Raw genomic sequence first — 17,435 nt, 5'->3', positions numbered from 1 at the left:
GTAGCCAAGCCCGGAAGGGATAAACGCTGAAGGCATCTAAGCGTGAAGCCCCCCTCAAGATGAGATATCCCATCCGAAAGGAGTAAACCCCCTTGAAGACGACGAGGTTGATAGGGCAGAGGTGGAAGTGTGGTAACACATGGAGCTGACTGCTACTAATAGGGTGAGGGCTTGACCAAGAAAGCATGGTCAGAAAGATTCAGTTGATTGTCAACATGTATGTGGTTTTGAAGATACGATATATCTTCTATAGCAAAGTAATTTGCATGGCCCAGTGGCTCAGTTGGTTAGAGCGCCGCCCTGTCACGGCGGAGGTCGTGAGTTCGAGTCTCATCTGGGTCGTTACATACCGAAAGGTGTGTACATTAATTGAATATGTGGGATCTTAGCTCAGCTGGGAGAGCATCTGCCTTACAAGCAGAGGGTCATAGGTTCGAGCCCTATAGGTCCCATATAATCCGGGTGGATTCCCGAGTGGCCAAAGGGGGCAGACTGTAAATCTGTTGGCACCGCCTTCGAAGGTTCGAATCCTTCTCCACCCACTAAGCCTAATTGGCTAAGCCGATGTGGCTCAATTGGCAGAGCAGCTGATTTGTAATCAGCAGGTTATCGGTTCGAGTCCGATCATCGGCTTCAAATTTCATAATTATCGCGGGGTGGAGCAGTCTGGAAGCTCGTCGGGCTCATAACCCGAAGGTCACAGGTTCAAATCCTGTTCCCGCTATTATGCCCAGATAGCTCAGTTGGTAGAGCAGAGGACTGAAAATCCTCGTGTCGCTGGTTCGATTCCGGCTCTGGGCATTTACCTTGTAAAACATGGTGTATGCTGGTTGAAAAAGCCTGAGCATTTACCTTGTAAGATTGCATTAAAGAGTATATGCTGCTTGAAAAAGCCTGAGCATTTACTTTGTAAGAGCCTTCAAAAGGTAACAAATGAATATGGGATATTAGCTCAGTTGGTAGAGCACTTGACTTTTAATCAAGTTGTCCGGGGTTCGAATCCCCGATGTCTCATCAGAAAGCACTATCGAAATGATAGTGCTTTTTTTGTATTCAGAAATAAGATGCACTGTCGTTCTAAAAAGGACAACCTCTGCATATATTTATATTACATATGTAGTAGTGGGAAGTGCGCAGTCCCGGTGCTTTTTATGGAGAATAGCAGGAGGTTCATTATGAAAAATATGAAGGAAAGGTTTCATAAACTGATAACTGTAATTCTTTGTTTTCTGGTAAGTATGGTTCCGAAGAGGGATGAAGTAGATGTATCTGTGATCGGACAGGCTGTTACTGCATCTCCGGTTAATGGAAATGCAGCTGGCGCAGCAACTGTCTCTGCAGAAAATATGGATAAAGATGTGAATATGTGGATAGTGCACAATCGAAAGCATCATCGCATGTGGAAAAAACTTTTTTTCTGGCTTCAAGGTCCGGGTGATACGAAATTGACCTGAATTGAGCAGATTTCGCTGTCCGTACCTAATCGCATGGCGGGTCCCCAGACACCGGCACCGGAAGTTACAATGCAGGTCATGGCATCCTTTTGGCTGATGCCACATGGATTCTCCCACATCGGTTTGATGGTCAGATTTCCGGGAAAGGTCTGTCCGTTGTGTGTATGACCGCACAGATCTAAATCAGCACCCGCATCAGCAAGTTCCTGAAGTTCTTTTGGCTGATGATCAATAACAAGGATCGGTTTGTCCCTGTCCAGCAATTTGGTAAGCTGGTCAGGGGCTTTTCTTGTTTCATGGATCTTTTCTATGAGAGAGGCATCTTTGCGCCCGACAATATAAAATTTGTTATCTATCAGGACACTTTCGTCTTCGAGAAGCTTAATGTTGGATTTACGGAGAAATTCATTCATGCGTGGATCTTTTACATCTGAGATATTATCTCCTTTGTGATGAAAGGTAAATCCGGCAAGAATTGCCTCGTTCAGATCATGATTTCCCCAGCATGCATATACTCCATAAGTGGATTTGATGGAACGCAGAACCTTTGAGAGCTTTTCGGGACTGCGGATCGCATCATATTCATTGTCAAAAATATCTCCGGCAATGCAGACAAGATCAGGTTTTTGCTTATTGATTTTACGGACAAGTTCATGTGCATGGATGACTCCGGCATTGTAACCGAAATGTGTGTCAGCGACAAGAACAACTTTAAGCTTATCTGTATCGGGAACGGTTTTGTTTACCGTAACTTTATAAGGTGTTACTTTAATGTACTTTGCATGAACAATTCCCCGGACACACAGACCAATAATCAGCAGAGTACAGACAGCACCTGCAACATTAAAGGCAATTCGTGAGTGAATCCACGACACTCTGCATACATATTTGAAAAATAACCGTCCGAGATCTGCCGCCATCACGATCATCAGCGAGTAAAGGAAAATACCGAGAAAATAATTTCCGGTTATTTTTAATGCGCGATGCAGCACTCTTGGCTTTTTAATAAAGAAACCGGATACAAGGCTGGTCGAGACTATGGTATAGATAATTGCGAAAATAGTGCGAAATGCCATAGTACGCAAAATACTGTGACAGCTGCCCATCCACAAATATGCCCATCGTAGAATATACAGGTTGAGGATAATATAAACAGGTGCAAGATAAATTGCAATCATATAAAACCTCCGAAATTTTTTTTCATTATATAATGGATGTTTTTTGATGTCAAAGAAAGAAAAAAGGGAAAAATATCGAATTTACTTATAAAGTATGGATGATTTTCATATATTAGAGTAAAACGAGCATGGAAGATGAATATGAAGGGCAGAAAACAATCGTGGGTTACAAAAATTTTTCTGTTACTGACACTTCCATATCTGGTCACGGTCTTTGTAAATGGCCCGGAGGCAGTTTCTGTAAATAAAACAACAGATATGGAAAATATACTTCCGATAATTTTAAGTGAGCAGATTTCTCCGGAATATCAGATAGAAACGATTGAAGCACAGGCAGTCATAGCAAGAAGTAATCTTATGCGAAAGCTTCAGGAGCAAGCAGACACAGGTTCCATTCTTTGTGAAATCTGTAATAACATAAAACAAAACGGATGGGTATGGAAAATTCCGGAAGAATGTTATGAGACGGCGGTGAAAAATACGCAGGGTCAGATAATTACTGTGGATGGAGAGTTAAAACTGGTACCTTATCATGAAATCAGTGCCGGAGAAACAAGAGATGGGGAGGAAGCTTTTCATGATTCGCAATATGCCTATCTGAAATCGGTGGACAGCAGTGCAGATAAAGATGCGGCAGAGTATTTAAGCAGTACTTATGTGTCAGAACAACAGCTTCCAAAAGAGTTGGCGATTAGTTCACGGGATAAAAGAGGATATGTGCAGAGTCTGATGGCAGACGATAATATATTAGAAGGAACTGCGTTTGCATCCGGGATGGGAATTGCATCACCGGCATTTTCCATACAGAAGCTGGATGACAGAATACGCTTTTTAAGCAAAGGAAAAGGGCATGGGCTTGGTTTTTCTCAATATGGCGGGGATGTGCTTGCAAAAGAGGGAAAAACATGGCAGGAAATTTTACATATTTATTTTCCATTGATGGAAATTGAAACAGAAGATTTTGATTATATTTAGTAAAACTGAATATTTTTGCATATACTGGACACCCTGTTAATACAGAAATGATTATGAGCAGAGGTGAAAAGAATATGGCAAATAACAGAATTGTAAGGTACGTAACAAATACGGCGCTTCTGGCGGTTCTTGCAGCGGCGGGAATTGGAGTTTATCAGCTCGGAACATCCGGAACGGATGTGGAAATTCAGGAAGAAGCACCATCATACCTGGATGACACGGCAGATACCGAAGAGAATGAGGATTCGGCAGTAGATGCGGGAACCAGTCTTGTAGAAGCGGAGATGAAGGACGAAGGAACAGATACTGAAAAAGAGATGACCGGCGTAGAAAACACAGTACTTGCAGATAGCGAAGATGCGGATCAGACATCTGTACAGACCGTAGATGGGAACGGAGCAGCACAGAGTGCAGTCAATACAGAAAGTGTAAGCACTTCTGCAAGTGCCGAAGCAGCTCCAAAGCTGAGTTTTTCGGAAGATACGCTGATGGAATGGCCGGTAGATGGATCAATCCTGTTGGATTATAACATGGATCAGACAGTTTATTTTCCGACGCTGGATCAGTACAAATTAAGCCCGGCAATTTCTGTTCAGGCAGTGGAAGGAGCTCCTGTTCTGGCATCTGTTCCGGGAACTGTTTATTCAATTGAGGAAGATCCGCAGACAGGAACTACCGTAACTATGGAAATCGGAAGTGGCTATCAGGCAGTTTACGGGCAGTTGAAGAATCTTACTGTTGAAGAGGGTGACACAGTAACAAAAGGTACAGTGATCGGGTATGTGGGGACTCCGACAAAGTATTACAGCAAAGAAGGCAGCAATCTTTATTTTGCAATGAAAAAGAACGGAGAACCTGTGGATCCGATTGCATATCTTCCGTAAATGGTTCACAAAAAAGAAAGTACAACGTATAATAAAGCAGGTAGGAAATGAAAATTCGTAGCCGGCTGCTTTATATAGAAATGAGGGTAACTGCCGGAAAGAATGGCGGTTATCCTTTTACATAGAGCAAATAAAAAGGTTGTTAGATACAGCATGACCGGTAAAAGAGGAAAAGGATGAACTATACATACATGATGAAATGTGCGGATGGTACACTTTATACGGGGTGGACAACCTCGGTGGAGAAACGTCTGAAAGCGCATAATGAGGGGAAGGCCGGCGCAAAGTATACGAGGGCAAAGCGCCCGGTGGAACTGGTTTACTATGAGGGATATGCAACGAAAGAAGAAGCAATGAGCAGGGAGTATGCGATTAAGCAGCTTACAAGGAAAGAAAAACTTGCTTTGATGGATTTTTGAAAGAGAAATAATATTATTATAGAAAGAACTTTCATAAGAAAAATACCCTGCCGTTAAATTGGCAGGGTAGAGATGAAGCAATACATGAGGATAAAGTGGCAGGCACTTCCAAGCATAATGAATACATGGAAGATTTCATGTGAACCGAAGTCTTTATGACGGGCATTGAATAAAGGAAGTTTCAAACCATAGATGATGCCGCCGACGGTGTAAATAATGCCTCCTGCGAGAAGCCAGCCGAAACCGGCACGCGGAAGAGAATGAAAAATTGGGATAAAGGCAAGGACGCACAGCCATCCCATACCGATATAAAGCACAGAAGAGAGCCATTTCGGGCAGGTGATCCAGAGTCCCTTAAGTAGAATGCCCAGGATCGCAACGCCCCATACAAGTCCACAGAGGATGTAACCGATACGGTTATGCAGTGCAATCAGGCAGATCGGTGTATAGCTTCCTGCGATCATAACAAAGATCATCATATGATCCATCTTACGCAGGCGTCGGTTAACAGTTTCGGTAGAATCAACGGAATGATAAACTGTGCTTGCTGTATAGAGAAGGATCATAGTGAGGATAAAAACTGCCAGTGCCACGATATGAAGCGGAGCATTCTCACCGGAAGCAGCTCGCAGCAAAAGAGGAGCGGTACCGGCAATTGCCAGAAGCATCGCAATTCCGTGTGTAATGGCACTCCACGGATCCTTTAAATTTAATTTTGAGACAAGTGAGTTTATATGCATCATAGTAAACGCCTCCTAAACTGTAAAATAGGTATGAGATAATTAAAAACATATCACGTAGTAATCAATACTACATAAGAAGTATACTGAAACTATAACACTTTTATGCATATTTGTGAAGAGAAAATTTATTAAAAGAATCTAAATTACTGTTCACAGGTAATATCCCGCGAGGCATTTTGTCATGAGTAATGGCAAAATCCCGAGACATACGGGGCAAATATTGACGGTCATCGACGAGTTAAGTTATAATATTTTAAAAGAATAAATTGGGATGTAAAGAAAGAGGTGACCGCCCATGAATAAAACAGAAGATGAAGTTGTCAGGCTGACAGCAGAATGTCTGACCAGATACTGGAAGCGTGATTATATGTTTGTTTTCAGTCATTGTGCGCCTAAAATAGTCTGGATCAGTGCACGACAGGATGAATATCTTCTGACTCGTGATGAGGTGAGAGAGAATTTAGAAACAAACTGTGCGGCTATTCCGTCATGTCATCTTCAGCACGCAGAATTTCAGGTTGCAGCCAGTTGTTCCGAACTCTACGTTATAACCGGCAAATATCTTGTAACAACAGATCCTGAAGAAAAGTTCTTTTTGTCTGCACAGCAGCGTTGTACGTTTGTGTGGGAGAATACCGGCAATGGACTGCAGATCAGTCATATCCATATTTCCAATCCAATAGGTGAACTGAAAATTGCTGAAGATGAAGCATTTCCTGATACAATGGGAAAAATGGCAAGTCACTATATGAAAGAAGAAATTTTACGTCTGACCAGTGACAGGAAGCTGTCTGTCTGTGACGTTAACGGATCCCTGATATTTTTGCAGCTGTCTGATGTTATGTTTATTTCTGCACTGGGTAAAGAAACTGTTGTCAGGACTCTTACAGACTGCATTTTTGCAAAAAACAGTATTAAAGAACTTGCACAGCAGACGCAGGATTGTTTTGTTATGACTCACAGAAGTTATCTGGTCAATCCGCAGTATATTACGGCTATCAGACGTTATGCTATTACTATGCGGGATGGTACAGAGCTCCCGGTTCCACGGAAAAAATATGATGAGATTCGCAGACAGATTCTTTCGGTATAATTTCAATATGGAATTATACCGAAAAACAATTTTAGGACCATATATATTTATTAATACACATCTTTAATCGTACATTTCTTTATCAATTTTTATCTGAGTTTCTTTATTTCCATATTATGATTTTTCACACTGAAATATTATTAATTATCATATTATCAAGATGTTTTCATGTATTATATTTCACTTTGTTTTTCGTTCCGTTATTGTACGTTTCATTCTTTCGATGTTGAAAAAAAATATTTCAGAGAAGTATTATAAAAATAACTATATTTTTGTGAATTAATATTTTTTAATGAAAAATTCTGAAAATTAAGAAAAGGCGGTGGAGAAAAGAAATAATGAAGATAGAGAAGAAACAACAAATCAGAGGACCTTCTGAGAATCCCGGAAGGACAAAGACGAAATGGTACCGCAAAAAGTGGCTCCGTGTAACTGCTGTCTGTCTTGTGACGGTGCTTGTTGTATCGGAATTTGTAATTCATTATACAGCACAGCAGGAAATACAGACAGATTTCGGACCCGAAACACTTCTGGACGCACAGATACAGGAAGTACTGAAAGATCCAATGAAAGTGCTTGAAGCATTTAAAGATGCAAAGAGACAACTTCAGGATAAACAACAGAAACTTCTTGATGCATGTAATAAAGCCGAAAAACTCATTAAAGAAGAAAAATACGAAGAAGCTATAGAACCGGTTGATTATCTTCTGAAAGAAATGGAACTTACAGAAGAAGAAAAGATACAGATGAAGATGACCAGAACGGCTCTCTGTTTTTCAGCAGGAAGATTTGATGAAGCTATGGAGGGCTGTACAGAGCTTATAAATCTGGACCGGAGTGAAGAGGGATATTATTACTTTATGTTTCTCTTACATCACCGTCTGATCTTACAGTAGACAACATCAACAGCAGTAACGGAACCGGAGATGTTACGATCCGGGTAGATGGAAATCTGAAAGATGTTCCGGGAAAATCTCCGGCAGTTAAAGCAAAAAGAGCAGATCTGTCCGCGGCGGATGGCGACATCGGAACAACGGATAATCCATTCAGTGTCAGTGTTTCAGAAGTCAAAGCAAGCGCAGATAATGTTTATCTCGAAAATGACAGAGATCTTATCGTGGATGAAATCCACGGAAAGAGAGAAGATGGCACTGTACAGATCAGAGTTGACGGTGATCTGACCGGTAAAACGGCAGATTCCATAATCAGTGGCGGACATTTGGAAGCAGAGATCAATGGAAACTTTGGAGCACCTGATGACAGAATGACAACAGATATAGACAGTATCAAGGTTAAAGCAGACAACATTTATCTGGATAATATTTCAGATAAAATGGAAATCAGAGGAATGACAGCAGAGGACATTGACATTATCGCAAGAGGTGATGTATCTGGAAAAGATGTAGATTCCAGTAATCTTGTGATCCGTTCCAATGGACATACTGGTTATGAAGATAATCCTCTTCTGATCCATGTCAGCGGAAACGTAGATATCAGCTCCGCATATGGCGAAGTTCATTATGTCAACAGTTACCGTAAGGTGAAACCTTCTAAGAAACCTGATAAAAACAACGGTGATGATCAGAATTCAGGAAAACGGCCTGAACAGGAAACAGACAGGAAACCTCAACAGAAACCATCTTCCGAAAAAGAGGAGGAGAAGAAGTCAGGCCAGGATATTCCGAATCAGAAGACAAAAGGAATTCCTCTTTCTGTAAAGACTGGAGATTCCACACCGACGGAAGTAAATCTGTATCTGGCATTACTTTCCCTGGCAGCAGTAATTCTTCTGCTTAAGGAAAAAAGAAGAAAGAACAGATAAAAAATATCTGAAATAAGATTAATAGGGGTTGCCGTACTGAGCAGGAATCAGTGCGGCAGCTCCTTTTTCTGTGCAGAAAATGCGGAAAATACAAGGCAGCTATTGTTGAAGACGTAGTCCTGAGATGGTACAATGGTACCAGGTTATGCTTGAAAATTGTAAAGATGTACAGAAGGCTCAGGGAAGGAGACAACATGAACCAGAAGAGAATAATCACTGTACTGGCAGGAAGCGCAATGCTTGCAGGTCTGCTTACAGGATGCGGGGCAGAGCCCGGGATCGGAAAATCAGAAGAACCTGTAAACCTGACGGTATGGACTTATTATAATGGAGAGCAGCTGGATGCATTTAATGCCCTGGTAGATTCTTTTAATGAAAGTGTAGGTAAAGAAAAGAATATTGTTGTGGAAAGTTCCAGTCAGGGAAGTGTTAATGACCTGGAATCAAATGTAATGGATGCTGCCGAAGAAAAAGTCGGTGCGGCCGATATGCCGAATATTTTTTCTGCATATGCAGATACTGCATATAAATTAGATCAGGCAGGTCAGGTGGTCGATCTCAGTGATTATCTGACTGATGAAGAAAAAAGTGAATATATAGATGCTTATTTAAAAGAAGGTGATTTCTCCGGTGACGGCAGTATTAAGATATTCCCGGTTGCAAAATCTACAGAACTTCTTTTTCTGAATAAAACGGACTGGGATAAATTTGCAGAAGCAACCGGCGCAGACGAGTCAGATCTGGAGACAGTAGAAGACCTGGTAGAGACTTCAGAGAAATACTATAACTGGACAGATGAACAGACAGAAGAACCAGATGACGGTAAGGCACTGTTTGGAAGAGATGCAATGGCAAATTATATGTTTGTAGGTGCGAGACAGCTCGGAGGAAATCTTTTTGAAGTGAAAGACGGTAAGATGACGTTGAATTTTGACAAAGAGATTGTCCGTAAACTCTGGGACAATTATTATGTTCCATATGTAAAAGGATATTTTGCGGCATCCGGTCGTTTTCGCAGTGATGATATTAAAACCGGAAATATTCTGGCATATGTGGGTGCAACTTCAAGTGCCACATTTTTCCCGACACAGGTAATGACCAGTGACACAGAATCACATGATATTGAACTGGAAGTACTTACACCGCCTGAGTTTGAGGGAGGAAAAAAGGTTGCAGTACAGCAGGGAGCCGGAATGGTTGTGACGAAAGGCTCTGATGAAGAAATCGAAGCGAGCGTTGAATTTTTGAAATATCTTACAGAACCGGAGAACAATACCAGCTTTTCTATTGGGTCGGGATATCTTCCGGTAACCCAAAAAGCAAACGATATGGTTGAGATCAGAAAGGGTGGAACAGATCTTCCAAAATCTATGGATAAGGTTCTGACAAAAGCTGTTGAAACAGTAAATAACAATGAATTATATACAACACCGGCATTTGAAGGCGGGCAGGATGCCCGTTCAGTACTGGAATATTCAATGAGTGATCTTGCGGATGCGGACAGAAAGGCTGTTCAGGAAAGAATTGATGCCGGACAGACGATGGAAGCGGCAACCGAAGAATTTCTGACCGGAGAATATTTTGACAGATGGTATGAAGATACGCTGACAAAATTACAGACATATGAGGGTTAGTGTATTCTGAAACTGGAGAAGGAGGATTTTTCCGGATGCATCAACAGAAGAAAAAAGAAAAATCGATTTTTCAGTCAATATTTAAGGCAATGCTGATTGTATTGATAATAGAACTGTTCCTTTTAGTGGCTACGCTGTATTTTGGAAACGTAGGGAAACAGCTTAACAAGAATGCCGTGGATATTCTGAAAAAACAGGTGGAAAACAGACAGAATTATCTGGAAACCACTATGGTAGAAAATCAAAATCTGTCGTCTATATCCGGCATATTGAATAATGCTGTAGAAAGCAGGATTGCATCAGGACTGGATATTGAAAAACTTGATTCTGATGAAAAAGCCTGTGCATCTCTGATGGAAGAAACCAGTGACAGTCTTATCAATGTGCTGCGCCACAGGTCGGTCAATGGTATTTTTGTGATATTTAATACACATGATCTTGATGAACGTGAGACAGATTCTGTATTGCAGGGAATTTATATCAGAGATCTGGATCCGATGACAGCCGCTTCCGAAAGAAATCATGATCTTCTGCTTGAGCGTTCGCCGGTGCAGCTTGTTAAGTCTCTTGGGATTTCTACGGACAAGGGCTGGACACCGGGAATAAAATTCAAAAATAACAAAACTGAGGGAATTCTTTATCCTGTTTTTCAGGCAGCATATAAGGATGGTGGACAGCTAAATGCAGTGGATTACGGACACTGGACAAGTACACCGTATACTCTGCCGGGAGATGACCGTTCAGTGGTGGCATATTCTGTTCCGCTGATTCTGGACGATGGAACAGTATATGGTGTCATAGGTGTGGAAATGCTTACGACTTATCTGGAGACGATGCTTCCATATACGGAACTTCAGAATAATAATACAGGTACGTATATTCTGGCTGAGACAGGAGAAGATCTGGACTCAGATACTGTAAATGTAAAATCTGTAGATGTATCGTCAAAAGAAGGAACACTGAAAGGTACAGTGGGTGAAGACATTACGTTGAACCGGCTTTCCAGAAATATTTATGAAATGAATGCCGGCAAAAAGAAATACATGGTATCGGCATATCCGCTGGAACTGTACAACAAAAATGCGCCATTTTCAAAAGAACAGTGGATGCTGATCGGTGCAGTAGAGCAAAAAAATCTCTATGCATTTGGAAATCAGGTTTTTGCAATGCTGAAGCTGACAATTTTGATTACGCTGCTGGTTGGTGTGGTATGCAGTTATATTATCAGTCGGCGTCTGGCAAGTCCGATTGCAAAACTTTCAGAGGAAGTGGCAGAAGCACAGGGAAGCAGAGATAAGATTCCGAAACTTTCCGGCACAGGAATCCGTGAACTGGATCAGTTTTCTGATGCGATCACACAGCTCAGTCAGGATGTCCTGAACACTTCTACGAAATTCCTGCGTATTATGGAAATGGCGAGTGTGGAGATTGGTGGATATGAGATTCGGTTTGATACAGGAAGTGTATTTTTTACAGAAAATTTCTTCACTGTGATAGGAGCGCCTTTTAGTGCAGATGCTGTTTTGAATCTTGACGAGTTTCGAAAGATACTTAGAGATTTTACAGAAAATTATTTCTTTAAATCAGAATCAGGTGATACAAATATTTACTGTGTCCGGCTTCCGAAGAGAGGTCTTCGTTATGTGCGAATGGAAGTGAAAATGGAAGGCTGGGTACAGGTTGGACTGGTGGAAGACGTGACAACTGCTATGATGGAACGTCTCCGAATCGAACATGAAAGAGATTATGATGCACTGACCGGTCTGCATAACCGTCGTGCATTTAAACGGGAAAGTGAAAAGATATTCAGCCATCCGGACAAGATCGGCCATGCTGCTCTGGTTATGATGGATCTGGATAACCTCAAGTATACAAATGATACATTTGGCCATGACTGGGGCGATGAATATATCCGTCAGGCAGGACGTTGTCTGGAAGAGGGCACACCGAAAGGAACGTTAAGTGCGCATATTTCCGGCGATGAGTTTAATCTTTTATTCCATGGATATAAGAGTCAGGATGAGATTCGTTACCAGCTTGATAAGTTGAGAAAAGCAATCGAAGGAAAGGTCATTCACCTGCCGAATGGTCAGAAACTGCATTTAAGTATTTCAGGTGGTGTGGCATGGTATCCGGAGGACAGCAACAGTCTGGGAGTTATGAGAAAACATGCGGATTTTGCCATGTATCAGGTCAAAAAGACAGAAAAAGGCAAAATTGCAGAGTTTGATCAGGATGTTTACGAAGAAGAATTTCGTGACAGTCAGATTCGGTGTGAATTTCATCGTTTTGTGAAAGAAGAACTGGTTACGTACTACTTCCAGCCGATCGTTTCCGCAAAAACCGGTGAGATTGAAGCTTATGAGGCTCTGATGCGCTCAGAACTTCCGATATTGAAGCGACCGGATGTGGTGATGAAAATTGCCCGGGAAGAAGGTGCACTGCGTGAAATTGAGCGTATGACATTATTCCACGCGACACAGGAATTCAAAGAACTGAAAGAAAAGAATCTGATAAAGGGAGATGCACTCCTCTTTGTAAATTCCATTGCGAGCCAGCATATGGACAGAGAAGACGAGGAAGAATTTGCAAGGCGTTTTAAAGATCTGGCAAAGCAGCTTGTCATCGAGATCACAGAGGAAGAATCGCTGGATTATCACGCACTGCAGCACAAGAAAAATGCGTCGGCATTCAGTGGTGTCTTTGCACTGGATGACTATGGAAGCGGTTACAGTAATGAAAAAAGCCTTCTCGATCTGGCACCGGGTTATATTAAAGTCGATCTTTCGATCATTCGTGACATTGATACGGATCCGGACAAGCAGCAGATCGTGGAAAATATTGTTGCGTATGCGCACAAGCGTGACATGAAGATTGTTGCAGAAGGGCTGGAAACACCGGAAGAGATCAACAAAGTTCTGGAACTTGGTGTGGATCTGCTTCAGGGATTTTATATTGCAAAACCGCATCCTGTTCCGACGAGTATCAGTCCGATTGCATTAAAAACGATTTCACAGTTTTACACATAATTCTCCTGTTTTTCCATATAATAACGATACAGCAAACGACATTAGTGAAGATATAAATATGGAAAAACAACAGGAGGAACATAAAAAATATGAAGGCAACAGGAATCGTCCGCCGTATCGATGATCTCGGAAGAGTTGTGATTCCGAAAGAAATTCGTCGCACATTGCGGATAAAGGAAGGTACGCCGCTTGAGATTTTTACGGATAAAGAAGGCGAAATCATCCTGAAAAAGTATTCGCCTATCGGAGAATTGAATCTTTTCGCTAAAGAATATGCCGAGGCACTGGCACAGGCGACAGGAATGATCGCATGTATCACAGACCACGATCAGGTGGTGGCGGCAGCAGGGCAGAGGAGCAGGGAATTTGCCGGTAAGGAGATCAGCAGGGAACTGGACAGAGTAATCTCAGACAGAGAAATGCGTTGTTTTCATTCCGGGGAACGCGGGAAAATATCTTTGGTCGAGAACCAGAAAGAAAATGCGGGAGCAGTGATCGTACAGCCGATCATCTGTGACGGAGATGCGATTGGTTCAGTATCACTGATCGGAAAAGGCAATGGAGAAAAGTTCGGAAACCCGGAAAAGATGCTCGTACAGACGGCAGCAGGGTTTCTCGGACGACAGATGGAATCATAAAATAATAAAAGCTAAAATGGAAGATTTTCGGAGAACCGAAAGTCTTCCATTTTTGGTAACAGGGAGTTTATTGAAAATAAGTTAACATTTCTCAGCAATTTCGTAAATGAGACGTTCCGTATCTTCCCATCCGAGGCACGGATCGGTGATGGAGCAGCCCGGAGTCATGTGGTCACTGATGTCCTGTCTGCCTTCAAGCAGATAGCTTTCGATCATAACACCTTTGATCAGTTTGCGGAGATCCGGATTGTAGTTGCGGCTGTGAAGTACTTCGCTTACGATACGAATCTGCTCTTTGAACTGTTTGCCGGAGTTGGAATGATTTACATCCACGATGACAGCTGGATTTTTGAGATTTTTTTTGCCATACAGGTCATAAAGACGCATCAGATCTTCATAATGATAGTTAGGGATGGTCTGACCGTATTTGTTGACACCACCACGGAGAATCGTATGTGCAAGTTCGTTTCCGCTGGTTTCTACATCACATCCACGGTAGATGAAGTGATGTGGGTGCTGTGCGGCAATTACGGAATTAAGCATAACGGACAGGTCACCACTTGTCGGATTCTTCATGCCGACCGGAATGTCCATGCCGCTTGCAGTCAGACGGTGCTGCTGGTTTTCGACGGAACGTGCACCGATTGCTTCATAGGAAAGCACATCGTCCAGATAGCTTCGGTTTTCCGGGTAAAGCATTTCATCTGCTGAGGAAAGACCGGTTTCTTCAAGCACACGGATGTGCATTTTGCGGATTGCGATGATGCCGGCAAGAAGATCCGGGGCTTTATCCGGATCCGGCTGATGAAGCATGCCCTTGTAGCCGTCACCTGTAGTACGTGGTTTGTTGGTATAGACTCTTGGAATGATCATTAACTTGTCAGATACTTTGTCAGCGACTTTTTTGAGACGATTGACGTATTCGCAGACCGTGTCTTCGTTGTCTGCGGAACAAGGACCGACCAGAACGACGAATTTATCTGATTCGCCGGTAAAAATACGACGGATCTCCTGATCGCGAAGCAGCTTGGCTTTCTGCAGCTCTTCGCTGAGTGGATATTCTTGCTTCAACACTTCCGGGAGCGGAAGCTGGTGATTGGTTTTCATAGACATAATCGTTTCCTCCATGGATATTTTCACACAAATATTGTGTTTTTTTCAGCTTTGAACAGTAGTATAACACGTTATTTCCAAAAAATAAAGTAAATTAACGCGTTAAACTGTCATAGCACAGTCCTTTTTTTGAATAGTATAGTATTCATCCAGTGTCATGCCTGTTTTTGTAAGGTAGATGGCAAGGGTTCGGGTGACAAAACGGATATGCCAGGGTTCATAAGGATACCTGGTAATGTCTTCTTTTCCGAAAGGATAGCGCAGGATAAACCCATAAAAAGGTGCGTGGGAGGCAAGCCAGCGTCCCTCCGGAGTATCTCCGAATTTTTCTGTAAGCTTCATCTGTACGGATGGACTGGAAAGATCAATGGCGAGACCGCTCTGATGTTCGCTGGTACCGGGAGCTGCGACGTAGGAACTGCCACGGAAAAGCTCCTTTTGACGGTCATAGGAGCGGTAACCGGAGACACAGCACAGACTGATTCCCTCGTGCTGACCGCGACAGATCAGTTCTCTGGCAGCATATGCAGTTCTTTTTTCGAGAAGTCTTTTGGGATTGCCGGGAGCACAGTCAAATGGAAGCCCGATGTCGATCAGATCCGGTGGCACATAGTCCGGTGGAAGTGGATACTCTTTATTGATCAGACGTGTGTAATCAGTAATCATAAAAATCCCCCCTCATTTTCCAGTATATGAAAGGTGAGAGGGGAGTATGAGGCCTTTTTAATCGAGCGCTTTTTCGCTCATTTCTTCAAGAAGGTTTTTCTTAAGATCGAACAGCTTCTGAGAAAGGTCTACGTAAACTTTCTGCGGATTTACGAGACGGCGGGATTCATCCCACAGAGTATTCTGTTCTTTCTGGCAGTATGCACGCAGATCCATGACTTCAGGAGAAGTATAGACACGTTTGCCCTCACGGATGACTGGAATCAGAAGCTCACGGAGTTCATAGGTGCCGCCGAGGACTTTAGTCTTCTTCCATGTATCAGTCGGATCAAAAATGATCATCGTCTCCTCCGGATCAAAGACTTCGTCTGCGAGACAGATGAGATCAGCTTTGATCTTGCCGGTGGATTTGCTGTAAATACGATAAACGGTCTTGTTGCCAGGATTGGTGACTTTCTCAGTGTTTTCGGAAAGTTTGATCTTCGGAGTGAAGGAGCTGCTTCCGTCATCTTTGACTGCGGCGAGCTTATATACACCACCGAAAGCCGGGTTATCTTTGCTGGTGATCAGGTTGGTGCCGACACCCCAGGAATTGATTTTGGCATCCTGAGTCTTCAGGCTGTCGATCAGGTATTCGTCGAGGTCACTTGATGCAGAAATCGTTGCATCGTCAAAACCGGCAGCAGCCAGCATTTTGTAAGCTTCTTTGGAAAGGTAGGCAAGGTCACCGCTGTCGATACGGATACCATAGTGGGTGAGCTGGATGCCCTCCTCACGCATTTCTTCGAATACGCGGATCGCGTTTGGTACACCGGATTTCAGCACATCGTAGGTATCTACGAGTAAGGTACAGGAATTCGGGTACATTTTTGCATAGGTTTTGAATGCGGTATATTCATCCGGGAAACTCATGATCCAGCTGTGGGCATGTGTTCCGAGAACAGGTACATTGAACATCTGGCCGGTGAGGACATTGGATGTTCCGGCGCATCCGCCGATCACTGCAGCACGTGCACCGTAGATACCGGCATCCGGTCCCTGAGCACGGCGAAGACCAAATTCCATGATTCCGTCACCGCGGGCTGCATAGCATACTCTGGCTGCCTTTGTGGCAATCAGACTCTGATGGTTGATGATATTCAGGATCGCAGTCTCAACAAGCTGTGCTTCCATGATCGGCGCGATTACTTTAACGAGAGGTTCGCGTGGGAAGACAACTGTTCCTTCCGGGATTGCATAAATATCGCCGGTGAAATGGAATGATCTCAGATATTCCAGAAAGTCATCTTCAAAAATATGAAGGCTGCGGAGATATTCAATATCTTCATCACTGAAATGAAGGTTTTCAATATATTCAATCATCTGCTCCAGACCTGCTGTAATAGCAAAACTGCCGCCACAAGGATTCACACGATAGAACATATCGAAAATTACAGTCTGATTGGTCGGGTTCTTAAAATAGCCCTGCATCATGGTTAATTCATATAAATCGGTGAGCAGGGTCAGATTCATTGCTCTCATCTGTTATCTCCTTTTCTTTAAGGTTAATCTATTATACCATTATTCCCACAGAACGGCACGAAATATTTTTTTGAAAAAAATTAAAAAAAGGGGTTGATTTTTTTGAAAGGCTGTAATATAATAACATTCGTCGCGAGCGATGAGTAAGCGAAAAACAATAAAGGGCTATCGCCAAACGGTAAGGCAACGGACTCTGACTCCGTCAGTTCAAGGTTCGAATCCTTGTAGCCCTGCTAAGTGGAGCACCTCGGAAGAGGTGCTTTTTT

At 42.8% G+C, this 17,435-nt stretch carries 15 protein-coding genes, 8 tRNA genes and 1 rRNA gene; 19 read left to right on the top strand and 5 right to left on the bottom strand.

The annotated features are described in order from the left end of the window. The 9 genes from H8Z79_RS15560 to H8Z79_RS15520 all read left to right on the top strand — a co-directional run. Positions 1–179, top strand: a 23S ribosomal RNA gene (locus tag H8Z79_RS15560); the annotation flags it as partial. 89 nt (positions 180–268) lie between these two features. Beyond that, positions 269–342: transfer RNA gene (locus H8Z79_RS15555), tRNA-Asp, on the top strand. Between the two features lie 37 nt (positions 343–379). Continuing rightward, a tRNA-Val gene (locus H8Z79_RS15550) sits at positions 380–452 on the top strand. An 8-nt stretch (positions 453–460) separates the two neighbouring features. Next, positions 461–542: transfer RNA gene (locus tag H8Z79_RS15545), tRNA-Tyr, on the top strand. A gap of 18 nt (positions 543–560) precedes the next feature. Further along, a tRNA-Thr gene (locus H8Z79_RS15540) sits at positions 561–633 on the top strand. A 17-nt stretch (positions 634–650) separates the two neighbouring features. Continuing rightward, positions 651–724: transfer RNA gene (locus H8Z79_RS15535), tRNA-Met, on the top strand. A 4-nt stretch (positions 725–728) separates the two neighbouring features. Continuing rightward, positions 729–801, top strand: a tRNA-Phe gene (locus H8Z79_RS15530). Between the two features lie 140 nt (positions 802–941). Beyond that, a tRNA-Lys gene (locus H8Z79_RS15525) sits at positions 942–1,014 on the top strand. A gap of 161 nt (positions 1,015–1,175) precedes the next feature. Next, complete coding sequence (locus tag H8Z79_RS15520; protein WP_015543413.1) at positions 1,176–1,454, top strand: hypothetical protein; 279 nt, start codon at positions 1,176–1,178, stop codon at positions 1,452–1,454. On the opposite strand, the gene H8Z79_RS15515 is transcribed toward H8Z79_RS15520, so the two are convergent. Further along, positions 1,424–2,632 (bottom strand): metallophosphoesterase, encoded by a 1,209-nt coding sequence (locus H8Z79_RS15515; RefSeq protein WP_118041293.1) that lies wholly within the window; start codon positions 2,630–2,632, stop codon positions 1,424–1,426. The two genes, H8Z79_RS15520 and H8Z79_RS15515, sit on opposite strands and share 31 nt — an antisense overlap. Before the next feature lie 141 nt (positions 2,633–2,773). On the opposite strand from H8Z79_RS15515, the gene H8Z79_RS15510 reads away from it, so the two are divergent. The 3 genes from H8Z79_RS15510 to H8Z79_RS15500 all read left to right on the top strand — a co-directional run bounded on the left by H8Z79_RS15510 (position 2,774) and on the right by H8Z79_RS15500 (position 4,910). Next, positions 2,774–3,607, top strand: a complete 834-nt coding sequence (locus tag H8Z79_RS15510; RefSeq protein ID WP_118041295.1) for a SpoIID/LytB domain-containing protein — start codon at positions 2,774–2,776, stop codon at positions 3,605–3,607. A gap of 74 nt (positions 3,608–3,681) precedes the next feature. After that, entirely contained in the window at positions 3,682–4,491 is an 810-nt protein-coding gene (locus H8Z79_RS15505; RefSeq protein WP_225877034.1) for a M23 family metallopeptidase, read from the top strand. 176 nt (positions 4,492–4,667) lie between these two features. Then, entirely contained in the window at positions 4,668–4,910 is a 243-nt protein-coding gene (locus H8Z79_RS15500; protein ID WP_072522561.1) for a GIY-YIG nuclease family protein, read from the top strand. A 53-nt stretch (positions 4,911–4,963) separates the two neighbouring features. On the opposite strand, the gene trhA is transcribed toward H8Z79_RS15500, so the two are convergent. Beyond that, positions 4,964–5,653 (bottom strand): PAQR family membrane homeostasis protein TrhA, encoded by a 690-nt coding sequence (trhA, locus tag H8Z79_RS15495; RefSeq protein WP_118041299.1) that lies wholly within the window; start codon positions 5,651–5,653, stop codon positions 4,964–4,966. Positions 5,654–5,948: 295 nt separating this feature from the next. Here trhA and H8Z79_RS15490 point away from each other — a divergent pair, with 295 nt between their 5' ends. The 6 genes from H8Z79_RS15490 (at position 5,949) to spoVT (ending at position 13,869) form a co-directional block, all read left to right on the top strand. Beyond that, entirely contained in the window at positions 5,949–6,746 is a 798-nt protein-coding gene (locus tag H8Z79_RS15490) for a LytTR family transcriptional regulator (protein ID WP_118041301.1), read from the top strand. A 338-nt stretch (positions 6,747–7,084) separates the two neighbouring features. Continuing rightward, positions 7,085–7,642 (top strand): hypothetical protein, encoded by a 558-nt coding sequence (locus H8Z79_RS15485; RefSeq protein WP_118041303.1) that lies wholly within the window; start codon positions 7,085–7,087, stop codon positions 7,640–7,642. 221 nt (positions 7,643–7,863) lie between these two features. Beyond that, positions 7,864–8,568, top strand: a complete 705-nt coding sequence (locus tag H8Z79_RS15480; protein WP_118041305.1) for a hypothetical protein — start codon at positions 7,864–7,866, stop codon at positions 8,566–8,568. A gap of 194 nt (positions 8,569–8,762) precedes the next feature. Continuing rightward, complete coding sequence (locus H8Z79_RS15475) at positions 8,763–10,202, top strand: extracellular solute-binding protein (RefSeq protein WP_118041329.1); 1,440 nt, start codon at positions 8,763–8,765, stop codon at positions 10,200–10,202. Positions 10,203–10,237: 35 nt separating this feature from the next. Then, entirely contained in the window at positions 10,238–13,231 is a 2,994-nt protein-coding gene (locus tag H8Z79_RS15470) for a bifunctional diguanylate cyclase/phosphodiesterase (RefSeq protein WP_118041307.1), read from the top strand. Between the two features lie 89 nt (positions 13,232–13,320). Continuing rightward, positions 13,321–13,869, top strand: coding sequence for a stage V sporulation protein T (gene spoVT / locus H8Z79_RS15465; RefSeq protein ID WP_015543422.1), 549 nt, complete (start codon positions 13,321–13,323; stop codon positions 13,867–13,869). An 81-nt stretch (positions 13,870–13,950) separates the two neighbouring features. On the opposite strand, the gene H8Z79_RS15460 is transcribed toward spoVT, so the two are convergent. The 3 genes from H8Z79_RS15460 to H8Z79_RS15450 form a co-directional block, all read right to left on the bottom strand. Continuing rightward, positions 13,951–14,982, bottom strand: a complete 1,032-nt coding sequence (locus tag H8Z79_RS15460) for a 3-deoxy-7-phosphoheptulonate synthase (protein WP_015543423.1) — start codon at positions 14,980–14,982, stop codon at positions 13,951–13,953. Positions 14,983–15,084: 102 nt separating this feature from the next. After that, positions 15,085–15,648 (bottom strand): M15 family metallopeptidase, encoded by a 564-nt coding sequence (locus tag H8Z79_RS15455; protein WP_015543424.1) that lies wholly within the window; start codon positions 15,646–15,648, stop codon positions 15,085–15,087. A 57-nt stretch (positions 15,649–15,705) separates the two neighbouring features. Continuing rightward, positions 15,706–17,169: a nicotinate phosphoribosyltransferase gene (locus H8Z79_RS15450; protein ID WP_015543425.1), complete on the bottom strand. Its 1,464-nt coding sequence runs from the start codon at positions 17,167–17,169 to the stop codon at positions 15,706–15,708. Positions 17,170–17,330: 161 nt separating this feature from the next. Between H8Z79_RS15450 and H8Z79_RS15445 the strand changes: the two genes are divergently transcribed. Then, positions 17,331–17,402, top strand: a tRNA-Gln gene (locus tag H8Z79_RS15445). Positions 17,403–17,435: the final 33 nt, after the last annotated feature.

This window comes from Blautia intestinalis (assembly GCF_014297355.1).
Classification (GTDB): domain Bacteria; phylum Bacillota; class Clostridia; order Lachnospirales; family Lachnospiraceae; genus Blautia_A; species Blautia_A intestinalis.
Note: the sequence above shows the minus strand (reverse complement) of the source record. Positions and strands in the feature narration are given on the sequence as shown.